Source organism: Scardovia inopinata JCM 12537, assembly GCF_001042695.1.
GTDB lineage: Bacteria > Actinomycetota > Actinomycetes > Actinomycetales > Bifidobacteriaceae > Scardovia > Scardovia inopinata.
The window spans coordinates 294,161-312,978 of the sequence record NZ_AP012334.1 but is presented as its reverse complement, the minus strand read 5'-3'; the positions used below and the strand labels follow the sequence as shown (position 1 = coordinate 312,978).

Here is an 18,818-nt window from a genome sequence, read left to right as displayed (position 1 = left end):
TTAATGCCAGAGGATAGCCCTGTACCTGCGTCCTCTTCTTCCTTCAAACAGCACCCACCTGCCCATCATCACAATGACAGGCAGTATCGTCCGCGACGGCTAGCAAAGCCCAAAGCCCCAGCCAGGCGACGGGCCAGTACATACCGATCATCATGGCTGCCGGCATCATTATCTTCAGGCGACAGAGAAATTCCTGCCCCCATCAGACGCAGACAGCGACTCCTCTTACGCCGTATTCTGCTTGCCATCTTGTCGGGCCTCTTTGTCTGGTCTAGTCTGCAGTATCTGGCAGCCTTCCAGGCTCAGGCTTCGGTCATTACGGCTAAACACAGTATCTCGGCCGGGAGCACAATTGATTCATCTGACCTGGTTCTCTCTTTTCAAAGGACCAACTCACTGACTGGGACTACCGTCCGGTCAGAATCAGAAGCGGTGGGCAAGATTGCCCGAATTTCCTTCAACAAAGGGGATCCAATCCTGCCAGCAGGACTGTCTTCTGCTCCCACGTATCCAAAAGATTACACCACTTTGACTATCTCCCCAGCCAGTACCTCAGCAATCTTAAGAGCTGGTCAGAAAGTAGATTTGATCAGCAGCAGTCCCTGCCGGCATAACAATAGACATAACAATGAGCCATCGGAGAACTCCGAGTACAGGGACCAGGGCTGCCTTATTGCTCACAATGCAGTGATTCTCAGTGTCAACAGCAGCAGCCGACCCGGACTTTCCCTAACTGGAAGCGAAGAGAAACCGGCAACAATAACCGTAGCTTTGCCTGTTGCCAGTGCTTTAATCATTGTCCAGGCTGATGACCCACCGCCCTTGATTGTGACCAATATCCGTGATTAGATTAGCCGCCAGGAGGTGAGCTTATTTCTTCTCCGCATCAAAAATACCCCAGTGAGGAGGAAGCTCATTGAGGATTCTTTCTTCCTCATCAGCTTCACTCCTTCTAGCCGCAAGCTGGTCTGAGGGATCAAGCTTAATACCGTCAGCGTCAAACCATTCGGTACCCCTGCGAACTACCCGCTTATGAGCGCGTCTCTTGCCCGCGGGCGGTTTCGGGACAGACAGATCATGCTCGGAAGAGATCGGCTCACGGGAAGCCGTCGGTTCAGATGGCTGAGATAAAGCTGAATAAGATTCCTCCATCAGGACAGCCTCTCGTCATAAGCATTAGCGAGATAGGCCACAATACGGTCGACTTCCTTATCCGGATCAACAAACATGCCTACACTCCATACATACATCACCGACCATCCCAACATCTGGAGGTTTTCCACCTTAAAGCGATGCCTCTGCCTGGTAGAGGCTATCGACATGAAATTCCTGTCATCGGTGCAAACAGCCAGAGTATAAGGCTTATCAGGTAAGCCAACTACCAGGGGGATGCGGTCTCCGTGATTATATCCATAGTTCATACACACCTTCAAACCCCGTTGCCGAATGCGGCGGGCCAGGTCAGGAAGGAGGGCCTGTGCATCATCTTTGTGTTCCGCAGGCAGAGCATAGTCGGCAATATCAGCATCAGAAAGTCCCTGAGCCCAGGTCAGAAGACGCTTAAGCAGGAGAGGACCGTCCTGGTGTATCCGCTCAGGATTCATATCCGAAGCCTTAAAAGTCGCCACAATATCGAGGTTGTGTTCAGCCATGGCTAGCGCGTCCAAAAGCATAGTATTGCCTCTGGGACGTTCCAGAGCACCAAACTGCTGCAGGAGTACGCCCTGGTTATTCTTGCCAAAACTGACAGACAATATAACATCGGTAGCACTGACGCCGGCCACATGGTCAATATCAATAACCTGCATGTGTTTCATGAAGTTACGCAGGTCCTCATTGCCTGCACTTCGGGCTTTCAGCTCGGCTCCCAAACGGATGCGCTGAGTATCGGTCAGACATACTACCACTAACCGATACTGAACAGGAACCTGGCCTAACTTCTTAAAGTGCTGCTCAACAAGATCAGCAACGGCATCGATCTCCCGCCCAGTGCTTTCCACAGCCCCCGTTGTTGCGGAAGACAGACCATTAGCAGCAACGAAATGATACGAGACCGCTCCCCTGGCCTGGTCGGTAGCCAGAGCGGGAACATCATTGCCGTAACCATTATTGCGCAGAAAAGCATTAAGCCGCAGATCGCGAGCGCTGCTTTTACCATGTCCAGCTATAGAGGGAAGCAGCGATATCAGAGACTTTACCGAAGCAGAGGAAACGGTTGGCGTATGCGCCAGAACAATGACCGTTTGCGTTCTGGCTAAAACACTCAGCAACTCAAGGGGGTGAATATGAGCCGCAGCATCAATAATGGCAATATCAGCCAGTTTCTTCAAGGGAGCGGAGCTAGCAAGAGCAGCAGGAGTAGCAACCATAATAGGTTTAGCTGCGCTTACTATATCGCCAAATTCTTCTTGCAGGCGTTGAACGCTGACTGTATTTTTGCTTGCCAGAAGGGTATGAAGCTCATTCGCATCCTGGGTACGCGAATACAGGATTTCCGACAGCCGTTTAGTCAGTTCCTGGTTGACCATATCCCCTATGCTCCGCACATGCTCGGTATCGACCTGCATAAACCGTTCGGACACAGAGGACAGAGTGGCTCCATCTTGATTGGATATAACTGAGGACGACCTAACAATATCTTCAAAAACTGTCGTCCACCATGACAGGAGAAGCTCAGCAGGAGCGGACTGCGGTTCCAGCTCACGCTGCCGGAAATCAGAGATGAGCTCAGACAAGCCTAAGGCATCACATTCTTTCAGCAGACTGGCCCGCTCAGGCAAAGTATCCAGGGCACGATGATCCTCGAAAAGACCACGCAGACGCTCCTCCAAAGCAGCAAAATCAACCCGTTCCAGTCCTGCCTTCTCAGGAGTGGATGCAAGAACCGTATCAAGAGCAGTAATATCCTGCTCCAGATTGCCTTGTGTTTCAACAATCTCATCAAGCTTGTGCGGCAAGACCGGCCATCCGCCCCGGGGAACGAAGCGTCTCCATTGCTGGGCCTGGTCTGAAACCACCACCAGAGCATCATGCAGATTATCCACATGAGCACCAGGCCTCAGGAGTCCTTTGGCTTCTTTGGTCAGCCGCCGCCGATCCCAAAAGCTGAGCTTGGAGTCGCTGGCTTTGCGCTCCTCCTTAGACTCTGTAGCTTCAATCATGGAATCAATATCTCGCTCAAAAATTGCAGGCTGAAAAACATCCAAAACCCGCCTCAAATTGGACAAAACATTGACCTGGCGAGACCACTCCTGCACATTCTGAGCAATAGGGAAACCACAAGTCTCCACTGTTCTTTCAATCTGTTCCCGAGTTTGAGGAAGAGTGGTATCAAGCAACTCAACAACCCGTCGGTAAGCTTGTATTGCCTCATCTTCTGTGTAAAGAGCAGCCCCATACCAGGCAGTATCTTCAGGACCAATAATGTATCCGCCTAGTTTACCCAATCTGACCAGTTTTTCACACCACTGCTTTTCCTTCCCCACCATGGCAGCGGCTGTTCGCGTGGTCAGTCTGACATGGGTGGAAGGATGTGTTGGCAAGGCGGAAATTCGGGCAAGATTTTCCAACGTTTCAAAGGCAGATACGTTCCAGCGCTTGTTTTTTCCATGCAGATCACCTAAATAACGGCCCAGTCTGGCCCGAACTCCCACCAGTTCATCGGCGGTTTGTTCAAAATGAGAACTGGCAGAGCCAGCCTGGAAGCCAACAGCATTGATCAGCTGCTGGTCGATGGACTTGTTAAACGTGCTGCGGGAAATATCGACCACCAGATTGTTCACATGGTGAGCCGCTGCCTGGACTATGAACCTGGTTTTCTGTGTTGAGACTCCAGGAGCATAGAGCACAGTTTTCCCGCTCATAGCAGCCTGAGTAGCAATTGCCAGAGCCTGTTCGGTCGCATCCGTATTAGCCGGCAGCTCCAATACCATAGACTGCTCATTTTGGGCAGCTTGGGCAACATATCTGGTCTCGTTGTCAACATCGCCTGCGCCGACTTCATCATGAGGGTCGCCGTCGAACGGATTGAATTCAGGCAGGTGAAGGTCGCGCAAATCCTGTCTGGCAGACTCCACACCGGCAAGGGCATCCAGGATCTGGTTCCCTGAAGGACCACTGATCTCAGCGTTGATGATAGTGCGGGTATCATCCAGGACTAAGGTAGAGGTCTGAATAAAATTGCCGATAATCATACTTTTCTCAATAGAGAAATGAGGCAGTTTCTGCCCAACCTGCTGGCTGATGGTCTCATAAAGCCGGTTGGATTCTTCCAAAACACTGGAGTACTCAAAGCTATTGAGAATGTCTGCGATCTCGAGTCTAACTGATGCTGCCTTCAGGGCAGAAGAAAAAGTTTCATTGAGCTGAATAGGACCGGTAATCGCAATCTTGGCATGGGTTAAAGATTCACTGTTCTCATCATAAAATACCTCGATGGGATAGAGGGCTATAGGCATTCGGTGCCCGCTGTCCCAGGTTGCCACCCCCAGGCACATGGAGAGAAAAGCTGCCCCGCTGTTTTTCTGGTTTTCATCACGTTCATTGAGCACCCGCTCCAGCTTGCGGCGGCCGGCGGTAAGGGAGGCACTATCGCGGAAAAGACTGTCTACAGAAACACTCTTATTCACCAGGAACTGTGCCATACCGGCAGGGTGGGCATTGGATAAATCCAGTCGGTTGTTGAGACGGGTAATGTCTTCAACCGGCGTTGCCCCATGAATTGCGTGATAATCACGGTACCAAGAACGCATATCATTGAGAGCCTGTTTGCGTTCCTGGTTGACGGCCAGCTCACTCTTGTCCTCTGTTTGCCTGTCTGCCTCTTTGCTTCCCTCAGTCTTATTCCTCGCTGTGGGATTTGCTTCGGCAGCTGCATTCTGAATATCACGTTTTTTCTCGTTATCCATTGCGACTTCTTTCCGCTTACTGCTTCTTGAGTTACGCTGCTTTATTTCCTCTGCTTTTTTGCTGCTTGACTTTTTCAGGAAGTACACGGACCGCTCGGCTTATCTGCACAGCACACAGCATCAGTGGGAGTTTTCCTGCTTTTTCCACGTCTGATAGCCCTTGTTGCTTCTTAAGGCATCATCAATATCTGCGTTGCCTAAAGCTTCAAGCCAAGCATACAAATCTCCATACAAAGAAGGATTTAAAGCCAGGAAAGGCAGAAGTTTAGGGTGCCTGGCTATGGCAAACTGGTCATCAAATTCCCTGGTTTTCTTTGCATCTTCAGAGGTAAAGCCGCCGGACTCAATTACATCTTCTTTACGGTCAAATTCTCCTCGGGACAGGCGGTCAAACACAGACCCGGGTTCAAAGGCAGGCTGATAGGATGGAACAGGAGCCGGCTGGGTGTCCTCCTCCTTTGAAGAAGTTGGATGAGGACGGAACTTGTCAGTGGGATCATCAGTGGGATTATCAGTGGAGTCAGGAACTTTCTGCTCTGGAGCTGGTGTCTCATGCGTCGACCTGGATTCTGAAGGATCCTGCTCCGACTCAGCAGGTTCAGCTGAATTCCGATCGGGTTCGGAGGAAGCCTCGGACTGATCAGTGGCTACGCCCACATTGTGATTCAACTCATTCTTAATTACCCGGTCATGAATCTGACTAAAGGGGCTGCTGTCCTTCTTCATCGCATGAAATATATGCGTAGGTTCCCCCTGCCGGACATCCAAAATATCATCAACAGACATCCGAGAGCCCTGAGAATCCTGGGAACCCTCGCTGCGGATAGCGGATGCATAAGAAAAGAGATCAGAAACAGCCGCCATTGGCTGAGAAACAGGCTCAGGTTCCGCAGGTTTCCGAACTTTCGGGACCACTTCTACAGGCACATCTCCTAACTGTAGGCGGACTGACTCCTGAGGAAGATCAAAAGGCATATCAGCAGCAATTCGCCATAAATCATCGGTCTTAGTAACTACATATGTGCCATTAGTCGACTGCAAATCTTCAACGGTAGCATTTCCCTGGCCATCAGTGGTAAACAAGGCATGCCGTTTTGAAACAGATTTGGTATCATCAACAATATCCAGTCGCTCCCGGCCCTCTTCCTGGGGAAGAGGCCGGATAGGCTTGCGTCCGATGACCAAGGATTGACCTGGTTCTACATGAGCGACGCTGTGATTATCAACGCGAATTTCCCATTCAACCGGTTCAGTCATGCTGCGCCTTTCCATCGTTAAACTTTTCATCGTTAAAAGTCTGCTAGCTGCAATGATCCACTACAATTGTGGCACATCCTCCAGAAGATCTGTGTAATTATCCAAAAAAGTGCAAAGTCTGCATAATCCGCATAACCGGCATAACCGGCATAATAAAACAAAAAATAAAAATCCCTGATACCGATATCGGCATCAGGGAATGTAAACCTTATAAAGAAGAAACTACTTGAGTTCGACGGTTGCGCCGGCTTCCTCCAGGGATGCCTTAGCCTTGTCGGCGTCTTCCTTGCTGACGTTCTCCAGAACGTTGGCAGGAGCACCATCAACCAAAGCCTTAGCTTCAGCCAAGCCCAAGCTGGTCAGGGCGCGGACAGCCTTGATAACCTGGATCTTCTTGTCACCAATAGCGGACAGAACAACGGTGAACTCCGTCTGCTCTTCCTCAGCAGCACCTGCAGCAGCAGGAGCAGCAGCAACGGCAGCTACAGGAGCAGCAGCCTCAACATCAAATTCTTCTTCGAACTTCTTGACGAAGTCAGAAAGTTCAACAAGGGTCATTTCCTTGAAAGCATCAAGGAGCTCATCGGTAGAGAGCTTAGCCATAATCGGCTTCCTTTCTTTTCTGGCACCCGGGCCTGCCATACAATGTCAGCCCAATAAAATTCTGAGTAGTTCTTACTTTTCCTGGTGCCTACATTTTTTACGTTTTTATGCAGTGCTTAGTGCTTTCAGCCTCATCCTGGGCTCAGGACGGACATGAAGCAAGAAGTCAGGCGGCTTTCTCCTGCTTCTCGCGCAGGGCATCCACAGTGCGCACGGCCTTGGTAGGCAGAGCAACAAATGCGTATGCGGCCTTGGCCATGGTGCCTTTGAGGGCACCAGCCATCTTGGCGAGAAGAGTCTCGCGGGATTCGAGATCCGCGAGTTTGGAAACGCCTTCGGCGTCGTAAACGGTTCCGTCAGCGAAACCGCCCTTGACGACGAGCTGCTTATTGTCTTTAGCAAAGTCACGCAGGACCTTAGCGGCCTGTACGTAGTCACCTTTAACGAAGGTAACGGCAGAAGGACCCTTGAACAAATCATCAAGACCTTCAATGCCAGCTTCTTTAGCGGCGATACGAGCCAGCGTGTTCTTTGCCACGTTATAGGTAGTATCGGTGCCAAGCTTTTCACGCAGTTCAGTAATCTGCGGAACGCTCAGGCCTCGATACTCGGTGAGATAAATCGCGTCAGCATCACGGAACTTATCCGTAAGCTTAGAGATCATCTCTCCCTTTTCGGGCCTTCTCATTGGCATTTCCTTCCTATGTCACCGCTGCATCACAGCGAAGCCGGAAAGCTTACTTCCCAGGGCAATAAAAAAGCCCTGCACGCAGGCAGAGCATCAGAACGACTAAGTCGCTATCCATATTCTCAACCTGCGTTGGCCGCATCTGCGATTGTTGGAATTATGCACCATTCACATGCACCATCCAACCAACGGTCTGTGGTTTACATGGGCGAGTATACACAAAAGCATGGATAAGTAGCACAGGACACGCCGCAGACAGAGCCTGACCGCGCAAATCCCCGGGCCAGTATGCAGACCGAAGCAAGTCTGCATTTTTATAAGCTTAAACTAAGCTTAAAATCAGCGACTGTCTGAAGATTCCCTATGCCTGCCCAGTTCCCTGATTACCTCAACAACAATACGGGCAGCTGTATTGGCATACTCACTTATATCAAATTCTTTAAAGGTATCATATTCAGTGTCTGCATTGTCGCTTAAGGCACGAATAATAAGAGCAGGACAATCATTTTTCGCTGCTATATGGCAGACAGCGGCTCCTTCCATTTCAGCAGCATCGGCACCCGTCTGTTCTTTGACCTCGGCAATTGCCGTATCCCCCTGAATGAACCTGTTGCCGGAAGCAATAGTTCCCTTTTTATACATAATTCCCAGACTATCCAGAACAGCACTGGCGGCAGACAGGAGAACAGGATCTGAATGATATTCTGTCAATCCTGGGTATGCTTGCCCTATCAGGGACATATCGGAATCCAGATAGCGCACGGTCTGCCCTAGAACAATATCGTTGATATGGAGGCTGGGATTCAGATTCCCTGCAATTCCAGAGAAAATGACGGCATCGGGCTGGAAAGAGTCAAGAAGAAACTGCGTGGCAGCAGCAGCATTGACCAACCCCATGCCTGCAACGGTTGCAGCAAGATATATAGGCGGGCAATCTGACCCGGGGTCCATCTCTCCCTGGGTAACGGACAGTCCAGCCTTCTGAATCTGCCTTACTTTTGTTAAATTGTGAGCAATCAGATTAATCTCTTCATCGAGAGCCCCTAAGACAGCTATTCGCCGAAAACTTTGCTTCTCTTGTCTTTCCGAGACATGATTCATTCCTGCACCTCTGATACAGATCTGCGCCCCTGTCCCCTGCCTTGACGGACTGAATCAGCCAAGATCCTTAGCAGCTCTTCCGTTCTTTCCCACGATATGCACCGGTCCGTAATTGATTGACCGTACACAAGCTTGTTCAGGGGTGCGGGGGCCTGATTGCCTCCCACAATAAAACTTTCCATCATGATTCCCTTTATCCCCTGTTCCCCGTGAGCCAGCCGCCAAGCGATATTTTCCACCACCTGAGCCTGAACCTTTTCATCTTTCCCTGAATTTCCGTGGGAAGCATCAATGACCAACCCACTGGCAGCCAGTGAATCTTCAGGCATGAAATTGCGGACAGCAGTCAAAGCCTGGGCAACTGACTGAGCATCATAATTGGGTCCCTGGGCAGATCCCCTGAGCACAAGGTGACAATCAGGATTTCCCAGAGTCTCCACAGCAGCTGCCCTGCCCAAATGATCAATACCAAAAAAAGTATGGGGCTGAGCAGCAGTAAAACAGCCATCAATAGCAGCCTTGACACTGCCGTCTGTGGAATTTTTAAAACCGACCGGCATGGACAGGCCCGATGCCAGCTGCCGATGAACCTGGCTTTCCACGTTTCTGGCTCCAATTGCCCCCCAGGAGATGGCGTCAGAAATATACTGAGGGGAAGTTGGCTCCAGGAACTCGGTAGCCACAGGAAGACCAGATGACAGAACATCAATCAGAACCTGACGGGCCACTAGCAGACCTTTATGAATCTTGTTGCTCCCGTCCAGGTCCGGATCGTTGATTAGTCCCTTCCACCCAATGGTAGTCCTGGGCTTTTCAAAATATACACGCATAACAATGTATAAATCATCCTGCAACTGACGAGCAAGATGGGACAGGCGGTCTGCATAATCAGCAGCAGCCTGGGGATCATGGATAGAGCAAGGCCCCACCAGGACCAGGAGCCGGCCGTCCCTGCCACTGATGCACTCTCTGATTGTATTCCTGGAGGATTCAACCAGGGATTTAGCCTGTCCGTCAAGAGGATAGTCAGCAAGCACCTGAGCAGGTGTAGGCAAAGGAGCCAGCTCCCTAACCCTTCGGTTAAGAATATGCCCCAGGCCTACCCTATTTTCCCAACGCTGATCTTCCCCAGTGTTCTGGGAAGATTTTGCATTTTCCATGGGCGACCCCCCTCTTGACGGATTATCGGTAACAGACAGATTTATGCCAGGGCTCCCATAGGATCCCAGGCTGGAAGCATGATAGGCTCCTCTTCCAACGCCTTCTGATAATCAGCGGGGAGCATAGATTTGGGCACAGCCACCTCGTAAACATACTGGTCAAACCAGGGATCATCCATAGTGAAATAACCATTGTCGGCAATATCAGTTCCCCAAGAGTTTTCCACACGCCACCGACGGGGCTGCCCCTGATCATCAAGATCTACGCCGGCAAAAGCCATGGCATGGTTCATAGCAGACTCCCCATAGCGAACCCGCTCTTCCTTATCCATGGTGAAGTCGAAATCATAGACCCGGCCATACTCGAACATGTCAGTAGCCCAAGCTCCGGCTTCCCTATCCATCATAGGGCGGCAATCAGCTCCAAACCAGACAGGAATACCCTGTTCCGTAAGGATTTTCTTCACACAATCCTTCATGAATTGAGTGTCTACATTCACATAAGCAGTCGGTGTTCCTCCCACAACATTGCCCAAATGCTCAATGCCAATCATCTTCCCCTTAGGATGCTCCTGCCGGGGGTCATCAACCAGGCAGACATAATCTTCCAGACCAGCATCCACATACTTCTTCCAGAATTCCTGAGGAGTCAGGATGCCGTCACGATGGAAATTACCATCCTCGTCGGTCCATTCCCAGTCAAACTGGGTAGGGGGAGTTCCCAGATGAATAGTCAGAATTCTGTGAGCAGCTGCCAAAGCATTTCTGACAATATCGTCACTGCGATCAGGCTGCTCATACATGTGAGCTACAGCCTGGCGAAGAACAGAACGCAGCTGCGAATTCATCTCCCCCGTGTTCTGAGAAGATTCCGTTTCTGGGAAAAGATCCTGAGGGACGGCTCCATACTTAGTATAAATATTCATGGCCATGGTCCATTGACCGCCGTCGCCCATCACATCAGCAAGCAAAAACTGAATCAGCCGGGAATCATTTTCCTGTCCTTGAGCGACCAACGCCTGAACATCCTGCAGGAAGTAATTGACCCGCTCCAGCTTGTCAAAATACATGGCGTAGTTTTGAGAGAACTCAAACTTTTTCAGCCCCAAATTTTTCTTGGCTACAAAGCGTGCAACATTCAATGAGCTGAAGAGCCAGCAGCGGCCAGACCGTTTCTGACTGGTAGCAGGTCCGTTGTCAATGATGGTGGAAAAACGACGCTGAAGCAGGCGAGCGCGGTCATAATTCTTGGCTACCTTGTTAATGCCGGAAACAGTGACGGCATTCATAGCAAGACGGTTGGAAGGGCTGGCAGCGAAACGATCTTGAAGATCTGTCAGTTTCTGCGAATCCAGCGGTTTCAGATCAGACATGTCAGACATGATTTCCTTTCATGAAGGAGGAGCTAATACGTAAGTCAGTATAGCCGGACGGGGTCATGTGTGTCTGAAGCATATCTCAGCATTATCTCAGATGGTAAAAACCTCAGCATTGTCTCCATGGACCAATGAGCCTATGAATAATGAGCTCAGGGCTATGGGTAACAAGCCATGAGCTCATGAGTAATGAGTATTGAACCCGTCGAATTATCTCGACATCTGAGCCATGCAGCTTTTTGTATTACTTTTCCTGATCAGAATTCCCTTGATCGGAATTGTCCTGATCCTGATTTCCCTGATCGGGATTGTCCTGACTGGGATTATTGTCAGGCTGATCAGCCTGCCCCTGCCCTGAAATTGGCCCCAGCTGTCCAAAAGCCTGGGAGAAAATCGACCGAAGCTGATCAACCCGGGAGGTAATAGCCGCCTCCCTCTCCTGCAAATTCTTAATCTGCGCCTGGAGGCTGCTGATTTCTTTCTGAGCGGCAGCCCTCCTGTCTTCGACCAAGCCGGAAGCCTTCTTATTCGCTTCGTCCAGTATTTTCTTAGCCTCTTCATCCGCCCGTACCCGTTTGTCCTGAGCATAATCATCAGCCTGACTACGGGCTTCTCTGGCCTGTTCCAACAGCTTGGCAGCATCAGCTTCCACTTGAGTCCGGCGCTGATCCAATTGATCCAGCAAAGCCTTTACCTGAGCCGATGCCTCTTCCTGCTGTTTTTGAATTTTTTCCCGGGCTTCCTGCTCTTCCTGTGCCAAAGCATTATGAGACTGAGCTTTTTCGATGTTGGACTGATCTGCAATCTGCTGGGCATGCCCCTGAGCAGCATCGGTAATCTCTCCTGCCCGGCGCTGGGCATCGGATATCATGGTTGCTACTTGTTCGTTGGCCTGAGCCAGCTTCTTTTGAGCCTTATCGACTGCTGCCTGGATTTGATCATTGGCCTCAGTTTTTTTGGCAGTGATATCAGCATCAGCATCACGACGAGACTGGGCAATGTCTTCTGCTGCCTTTTGACGCATATCTGCAATCGCTTTTTCCTGAGCAGCTCTCTGAGCTTCCATCTGCTTTCTGCCCTCCTGGCTGGCATTTTCCAGCTGTATTCTAAGGGCATTCAGCTTGCTGTCGCTCTCCTGTTGGGCAGCAGCCACAGTATGATCCGCCTCTTCCTTGGCATTCGCCGTCAGAGAAGCTGCCTGATCCTGTGCCTTCTGAACAATGGTTTCAGCCTTCTTCTTTGCCTGGGCAAGGGTTTGAGCGGCATCGAGGCTGGCATTATTAACCAGGGTTTGTGCCTGAGACTGGGCATTAGCCCGGGCTGCTGCTGCATCCTGCTGGGCTCTCTGGATCAGCTCCATGCTGGTCTGTTCGGCAGAAGCCAGCAGCTGTTGGGCGTTGGCCCCGAGGGAAGCGAAGGAACTGCCAGAATTGTGAGCCTGCTTTTTCTTCTCCTCCTGTAGCTGGGCGTCAAGTTGCAGAATTCGTTCGTCATAAGCCTTGATTTGCTCCCGCAAACGTGCAATATTCTCATTCTGTCGGGCTATTGCTTCGTCTACACGATCTTTGTCATAACCACGCAGGGTAATAGGAAAATTCTCAGGCATGATGTCTCCGTTATCTCAGGCCGATACTAATGTACGGCACTTATTTTTCAGATTAGTCGTAAAAGGCCGGAAGGGGAAAAATTATCCCAGTGTTTAACTGAACCCACACACTCAGGCAGTCAGGCCCGCAAAATTTCCGGGGGCAAAGGACGGCGATAGTAATCAACAGCAGCCAGGACAACCTCCCGGGTAGCTTCAATCATGCGGTCCAGGGACATGCCCGGCATATAACCGTGAGCCTGATCTACCAAAGGAAGACTGACAAAACCAGCCAAAGTCCGATTATGCTCCTGACTCCAGTTCAGCAGCTGATAGAAAAGAGAGTTGCAGACAAAGGTACCGGCGTCAGAGCTTAAGGAAGCTGGAATGTCATGTTTGGCGAATCTACCCAAAATGGCGTGAAGAGGAAGATGAGTCCAATATGCCTCAGGGGCGTGCGGAATGATAGGCAGACGCCTGGGCTGCACATCATCAGCATCAGGCTTGGTAGCATCAATAAAGTTAGTGGCGCATCTTTCCAACATGACCGATTGGGCGTGAGTTTTTAACCCTGTAGCAATAACAATATCAGGATGGACCTTTTCTAGGGTTTCCTGCAGTTTCGGCCAAGCATTCTGAAAACTGAGGGGAAGGAGAGCTGAGGTCACCCCAATGGCAAGGTCAGACCGGTCGGCAGTCACCCCTTCCCGATCCAGGGCCAGGCATACTTCTCTAGAAGGATTGACTGTTATATTTTTATAGGGATCGAATCCGCAGACCACAACGGTGATAGTATCCATACTGTTCTATTCCTTTCTGACAATAATGCTCAGCTGCCGGCCTTCATGTTTTTTTCCAGCCCTGACTGCTCTTCGGTGAGAATACCAGAGGGGATTCTCCAGGGTGCACATGGGATCTGCCATTTCATCCAGACGAGCAGTCAAATCTGGCCCCTGGCCATCAACCTGGCAAAGCTGCTGGAATTCCGGGTCTGATTCCAAATAATAAGTCGCGGATTTTACACGAGGACTGGAGTCAACAATTTGCCGCCCGTGAATTCCCTCGTGGGCCAGAATCTGCAAGGCGGCCAGACTAATATCAATCCCCTGGCCCCCAAAACGGGAGTGAGTCACCGTTCCGGGAAATTGACGATCAAAATCTTCAGCAATATCATCTCCAACCTGATAGCACCTGCCACAAATCCGAGGCCCCAAAGTGGCAGTCAGATCAGATCGATGCGCCCCCAGAGCAATCATTGCCTCCACTAAGGTTTGCAGAACCCCGGCCTGCAAACCTTTCCGTCCGCAATGGGCGGCGCCAACTATGCCCTGACCAGGATCGGCAAGAAAAACAGGCAGGCAATCAGCCGTAAAAATCCCTACTGCCCTGTCAGCCTGACTGGTCACCTGCCCATCAGCCTGAATCTGGCCGAGAGCCTCTGCAGATTTCGTTTGCACAATAGCATCAGTATCATCGACTACTAGGGCTGAGTGAACCTGGGTGACCACATGAACAGGAGACCCAATTATCTTATTGACAGCCCGACGGTTAGCATGAACCTGGTTAGGTTCCTCTCCTACAGTTGCCCCCAGATTGCAGAAGGCCCAATCGTCTTCTGATCCTCCCCCCAGCCTGGTGCTGTAATAAACAGTAACCCTCTGGGTCAAAGCGATAGGGATAAGGGCGGGGATGGGGGCGGTTTCTGCCCTGTCTGCCCTGTCTATACTGGCTACGCTATCTGTCATCAATAAATCTTTCTGCTTTCCTGTCCAGGCTACCGCCAGTCCAGTTTCTGCTATTCCTAGCCCTTCCCTCTTTCAGCCTAGGTAAGCGAGTTCATCTTCGGTCAGCTCTACCTGATCCGCAGCCAGGGAATCCAGGAAGGTGGAGGCCCTGTGCGTGCCAGGAAGGACGAAAACGTGTGTGCCCCGGGCAAGTTCCCAAGCCAAGACAATCTGCTGGTAACTAACCTGGTGAGCAGCAGCAACCGTGCGGAAAGGATCAAAAAGAGCCTGATCATACGGTTTGCGGAACCCTCCCAGAGGGCTCCAGCAGACAAAAGCCAAACCCAGCTGAGCCGTATAATCCAGAGTATCCTGAGTTTCCCTGTAGATGGGCGAAAATTGATTTTGTACAGCCACCAGGGCCGGGCCCAGGATAGTGCGTGCAATATCAATCTGCTCACAGCTAACATTGGAAATGCCTATAGATGCAGTCAAGCCCTGATCGTAGATTTCCTTCATAGCCTGAATGGATTCCTCATATGGAACCTGAGGATCGGGGCGATGAAAATAGAGGAGATCAATGGTGTCAACCCCTAAAGTCTGCGCTGATTGCTTGGCGTAGCGGATCAGGGATTCAGGCCGGCCATCTACCGCCCAGGTAGGTTTGCCGTCAGTAAAATTCCGGTAGTGCCCAGCTTTAGTAGCCACTATGACTTCCTTTCGGGGCCCTTCCCAGCTGTCCAGTGCCTGACGGACTAACATCTCTGCCACTTCTTCCTGGCCGCCGGACTGATAATAGGCCCAGGCTGTATCTATATGCCTGCAGCCGGCATCCAAAGCCTGATGGATAATGTCAATCGACTCTTCAGCAGACGGTTTTCCTTCAATTGCCAACCCCATGGTTCCTAACCCCACTGCGCTTGTGGTATACGATCCAATTTGACGGGTTAATCGCTTAGTCATATGTCCCTCTAAACCTTGAAAATCACCAATATCGCGGTTCGCACGGAACCGTTTCTTACTTGCTATGATACTTGTCGATAGAGCCAAGTTATAATTAGTCAAATAATTTGACCATAAAAACATGTGACTATCTCTCCTGAGCGAGCGCTGTGTGCCACCATCCACTGTGCGCATGCTGCTGGGGCAGGTGACAGTCAAGGAAGGAAAACACAGAGGACCAGACCATGACAGGAACTCCAGTAAAGAATCCAGCCATAAAGAATGGTAAGAAGAGCCGGGCGGAAAGAGGATTTACAACTTCAGCCGGAGTGACAGCCAGGGCGGCAGCAAAACCTCCAACTGATCCTTCGAGGAAGAAGAATCCTGGTCAGGAGGTAGCAGGGCAAGAAGCTGAGCAAGAATCTCCTTCCCGAATTTTTATACGCCTTTTTGATTCTCAGACGTCCCTCTATGAATACTATTCCCGCAAGAATGGGCTCCAGGGCAAAGCCCTGGCCATCCTCCTGTGGATTTACTACTCACCCCGGGGGATTACCCAGAAAACCATAGCTAAGCGGACCCTGTCCACCAAACAGGTTGTCAACGCCACCATAAAAACCTGGCGGGAAAAGGGGTATATTGCCGATCTTGCCGACACAGCAGATGGAGGACCTCCGCCTGACCGTATTTTCAGCAGACCGGACCGGCGGCAAAAAAAGATTGCTCTGACAACCGCCGGAAGAATATTCGCCGCAGGAATTCTCGATCCTTTGCGACAGGCCGAAGACCGGGCTATGGCTAGTTTGACCCCGGTAGAACAAAACCAGCTTGTTGCCCTCTATGCAGCCTACAGTCAGGCTTTTACGGCAATTCTTACTGCCCTGCCTGCCTCAGCAAGAAGTTCCCAAGCAGAGGGAAAACCTATAGAAGCAGAAACACCCATAGAAACAGAAACTACTGCATTAACTACCGTATTTCCGAGCAAACAGAACGGTCAGGATCAGAAAAAATCTTTCAGAAAGAGAAACTCTCAGGAAGGAGAAAGAATCCATGATTGAATTTAAGAAAGTGTCCAAATATTACGGAGACAGCACAGTCATCGATGAGGAGACTTTTACCGTACAAACCGGTGAATTCTTTGTTTTAGTCGGCCCCAGCGGAGGAGGCAAAACCACCACCCTGAAAATGATCAACCGCCTGGTTGACCCCAGTTCGGGCCAAATTCTGCTGGATGGGGTGGATATAAGCACCATCCCCCTGCGACAGCTTCGGCTGGAAATGGGCTATGTGCTTCAGCAGATTGCCCTCTTCCCCAATATGACCGTAGGGCAAAATATTGTTCTTATCCCCGAAATGAAAGGGTGGGATAAAGACAAGCGGACAGCTAAAGCCAAAGAACTGCTGGAAACTGTAGGGCTAGACCCAAGCACCTACTTCGACCGGTACCCTTCTGAGTTGTCCGGAGGGGAGCAGCAGAGGATTGGAATCCTCCGCGCCATTATTGCCAATCCCAAAGTCCTCCTGATGGATGAGCCCTTCAGCGCCCTGGACCCCATAACCAGAGCCCAGCTCCAGGATGTTACTGTGGATCTGCACAACAAACTGAACATTACTATAATCTTCGTTACCCATGATATTAATGAAGCTCTCTATCTCGCTGACCGCATCTGTGTAGTGCAGGATGGTCGCATTGCCCAGACAGGAAGCCCGGATGACATTGAGAATCACCCAGCAAACCAATTCGTGTCTGACCTGTTTACCCACACTCATCGCAGGAGGAAAGCATGACCAACCTGATTAACACATTCACCTCTCGTTTTTCCGACTGGACAGCGGCCCTTCTCCAGCACCTGCAGATTTCCCTTCTCTCCCTCCTGCTGGCGATTGTGATTTCCATCCCCCTGGCTATCTGGCTTTACAACAAGAAAAAAGCCGCTGAAGCCATTTTGCAGGTAACCGGAATTTTCCAGACCATTCCTTCCCTGGCCCTTCTGGGCTTGCTTATCCCCTTCATGGGAATCGGTACTGTACCAGCAGTGACAGCACTGGTAATTTATGCTCTCTTCCCTATCGTTCAAGGAACCATCACCGGCCTGCAAGGAATTGATCCCAATCTGGTGGAAGCTGGTACTGCCTTTGGCATGACCTCCTGGGAACGGCTTCGAAAATATGAGCTTCCCCTGGCAATGCCGGTTATTATTGCCGGCGTGAGGACTTCTGCAGTCATGATTATTGGCACCGCTACCCTGGCTTCCCTCATTGGAGCCGGAGGTTTAGGAGACTTCATTCTGCTGGGAATCGACAGGAATAATAATTCGCTCATTCTAATTGGTGCCATCTCTTCAGCCCTTCTGGCTATTCTCTTCAGTGCCGTAATCCGCTGGCTGGAAAAGAAATCGCTGAAGAAAATCATGGCTGCCTTCCTGGTCCTGGTCCTTGGCCTGATCGGCTCCTTTACTCCTGCCATGATTACCCATGCCACCAGTTCCGATACCCTGGTCATAGCCGGGAAGCTGGGCCCCGAGCCGGAGATTCTCATGAATATGTATAAACAGCTGATTGAGGATGAGACCAATATTTCGGTGACCGTCAAGCCTAACTTTGGCAAAACAACCTTCCTCTACAAGGCTCTTCTGCGGGGCGATATAGATATCTACCCTGAATTCACCGGAACTGTTACCGAAAGCCTGCTCAAAACCAAGCCTCCTGTATCCACTCATCCCGCCACGGTTTACCGTCAAGCCAGGGATGGGATAAAAAAGCAGGATAGCCTGATCCTCCTGAAGCCTATGAAGTTTGAAGATACTTATGCCGTCGCTGTCAAGAAATCATATGCACACCAGTTTGGGCTGAAAGATATTTCCGATCTGAAAAAGGTCCAAGCCAGCGCCAAGGCGGCCTTTACTGCTGAGTTTAACGACAGGGATGATGGCAACCGTGGGCTTGCCAGCAAATATGGCCTCAAACTGTCGGTCATCACTATGGATCCCTCGCTGCGGTATACAGCCATTAAGGATAACACAGTTCAGATTGTTGATGCTTACTCTACCGATGCTGAAATTGCCCAGTATAATCTGGTAACTCTGACCGACAGCAAGCACCTGTTCCCTCCCTACCAGGGAGCACCTCTGATGAAGGCATCCCTTCTGAAAAAACACCCAGAGCTGGAAGGGATTCTGAATAAGCTGGCGGGCAAGATTACCGATGCTCAGATGAGCCAGATGAACTACCAGGTGAAGGTACAGGGCAAGTCTGCTTCCAGCGTAGCTCATGCTTACCTGCTCAAGGAGGGGCTGCTGAAAAAGTAGACCGAGGCAGATCGGCGACCACCATAGGCTGGAGAAGTCAAGAGCTGCTCAGGCTGCCCAGGCTGCTCAGATCTTGACTCCGGCAGGTAGTACCAGATAGCGCGATAGCGCGCTCTGTCACCGTCTCGGTGCTCAATAAACTAAGGGCTGTCTTCCCTTTATGGATA

At 50.7% G+C, this 18,818-nt stretch carries 17 protein-coding genes; 4 read left to right on the top strand and 13 right to left on the bottom strand.

Features of this window, described 5'->3' with window-relative positions; genetic code table 11:
- Positions 1-68: 68 nt before the first annotated feature.
- On the bottom strand, positions 69-248 hold the full coding sequence (locus SCIP_RS08025; protein WP_171821025.1) for a hypothetical protein: 180 nt from the start codon (positions 246-248) through the stop codon (positions 69-71).
- Position 249: 1 nt separating this feature from the next.
- Here SCIP_RS08025 and SCIP_RS01240 point away from each other — a divergent pair, with 1 nt between their 5' ends.
- Positions 250-849, top strand: a complete 600-nt coding sequence (locus SCIP_RS01240; protein ID WP_040590430.1) for an SAF domain-containing protein — start codon at positions 250-252, stop codon at positions 847-849.
- A 21-nt stretch (positions 850-870) separates the two neighbouring features.
- On the opposite strand, the gene SCIP_RS01235 is transcribed toward SCIP_RS01240, so the two are convergent.
- The 12 genes from SCIP_RS01235 to SCIP_RS01180 form a co-directional block, all read right to left on the bottom strand.
- Positions 871-1,152 (bottom strand): hypothetical protein, encoded by a 282-nt coding sequence (locus SCIP_RS01235; RefSeq protein ID WP_006292690.1) that lies wholly within the window; start codon positions 1,150-1,152, stop codon positions 871-873.
- Complete coding sequence (locus SCIP_RS01230) at positions 1,152-4,751, bottom strand: helicase (protein ID WP_231288008.1); 3,600 nt, start codon at positions 4,749-4,751, stop codon at positions 1,152-1,154. Before SCIP_RS01230 ends, SCIP_RS01235 begins: the two co-directional genes overlap by 1 nt.
- 276 nt (positions 4,752-5,027) lie before the next feature.
- Complete coding sequence (locus SCIP_RS01225) at positions 5,028-6,194, bottom strand: FHA domain-containing protein (protein ID WP_006292685.1); 1,167 nt, start codon at positions 6,192-6,194, stop codon at positions 5,028-5,030.
- 192 nt (positions 6,195-6,386) lie between these two features.
- Positions 6,387-6,767, bottom strand: coding sequence for a 50S ribosomal protein L7/L12 (gene rplL, locus SCIP_RS01220; protein ID WP_006292683.1), 381 nt, complete (start codon positions 6,765-6,767; stop codon positions 6,387-6,389).
- Between the two features lie 166 nt (positions 6,768-6,933).
- On the bottom strand, positions 6,934-7,455 hold the full coding sequence (gene rplJ / locus SCIP_RS01215) for a 50S ribosomal protein L10 (protein ID WP_006292681.1): 522 nt from the start codon (positions 7,453-7,455) through the stop codon (positions 6,934-6,936).
- A 339-nt stretch (positions 7,456-7,794) separates the two neighbouring features.
- The gene (gene mtnN / locus SCIP_RS01210; RefSeq protein ID WP_006292673.1) at positions 7,795-8,556 is read right to left on the bottom strand and encodes a 5'-methylthioadenosine/S-adenosylhomocysteine nucleosidase; all 762 of its coding nucleotides are present in this window, start codon (positions 8,554-8,556) and stop codon (positions 7,795-7,797) included.
- Complete coding sequence (locus tag SCIP_RS01205; protein WP_006292671.1) at positions 8,553-9,716, bottom strand: 3-deoxy-7-phosphoheptulonate synthase; 1,164 nt, start codon at positions 9,714-9,716, stop codon at positions 8,553-8,555. The genes mtnN and SCIP_RS01205 overlap by 4 nt, the downstream gene beginning before the upstream one ends.
- A gap of 41 nt (positions 9,717-9,757) precedes the next feature.
- The gene (locus tag SCIP_RS01200) at positions 9,758-11,089 is read right to left on the bottom strand and encodes a C1 family peptidase (RefSeq protein WP_040590853.1); all 1,332 of its coding nucleotides are present in this window, start codon (positions 11,087-11,089) and stop codon (positions 9,758-9,760) included.
- Positions 11,090-11,336: 247 nt separating this feature from the next.
- Positions 11,337-12,698, bottom strand: a complete 1,362-nt coding sequence (locus tag SCIP_RS01195; RefSeq protein WP_006292667.1) for a coiled-coil domain-containing protein — start codon at positions 12,696-12,698, stop codon at positions 11,337-11,339.
- Between the two features lie 119 nt (positions 12,699-12,817).
- Positions 12,818-13,477, bottom strand: coding sequence for a pyroglutamyl-peptidase I (locus tag SCIP_RS01190; RefSeq protein ID WP_006292665.1), 660 nt, complete (start codon positions 13,475-13,477; stop codon positions 12,818-12,820).
- A gap of 6 nt (positions 13,478-13,483) precedes the next feature.
- A complete protein-coding gene (locus tag SCIP_RS01185) occupies positions 13,484-14,422 on the bottom strand; it encodes a polyphenol oxidase family protein (protein WP_006292664.1) in 939 nt (312 codons plus the stop codon).
- 72 nt (positions 14,423-14,494) lie between these two features.
- The gene (locus SCIP_RS01180) at positions 14,495-15,364 is read right to left on the bottom strand and encodes an aldo/keto reductase (protein WP_006292663.1); all 870 of its coding nucleotides are present in this window, start codon (positions 15,362-15,364) and stop codon (positions 14,495-14,497) included.
- A 224-nt stretch (positions 15,365-15,588) separates the two neighbouring features.
- On the opposite strand from SCIP_RS01180, the gene SCIP_RS07920 reads away from it, so the two are divergent.
- The 3 genes from SCIP_RS07920 to SCIP_RS01165 are packed head-to-tail and all read left to right on the top strand — an operon-like array spanning position 15,589 to position 18,651.
- Positions 15,589-16,401, top strand: a complete 813-nt coding sequence (locus SCIP_RS07920; protein ID WP_006292662.1) for a MarR family winged helix-turn-helix transcriptional regulator — start codon at positions 15,589-15,591, stop codon at positions 16,399-16,401.
- Positions 16,394-17,131 carry an ABC transporter ATP-binding protein gene (locus tag SCIP_RS01170; protein WP_006292661.1) on the top strand — a complete coding sequence of 246 codons (738 nt, stop codon included), beginning with the start codon at positions 16,394-16,396 and terminating at the stop codon, positions 17,129-17,131. Before SCIP_RS07920 ends, SCIP_RS01170 begins: the two co-directional genes overlap by 8 nt.
- A complete protein-coding gene (locus tag SCIP_RS01165; protein ID WP_006292660.1) occupies positions 17,128-18,651 on the top strand; it encodes an ABC transporter permease/substrate-binding protein in 1,524 nt (507 codons plus the stop codon). The genes SCIP_RS01170 and SCIP_RS01165 overlap by 4 nt, the downstream gene beginning before the upstream one ends.
- Positions 18,652-18,818: the final 167 nt, after the last annotated feature.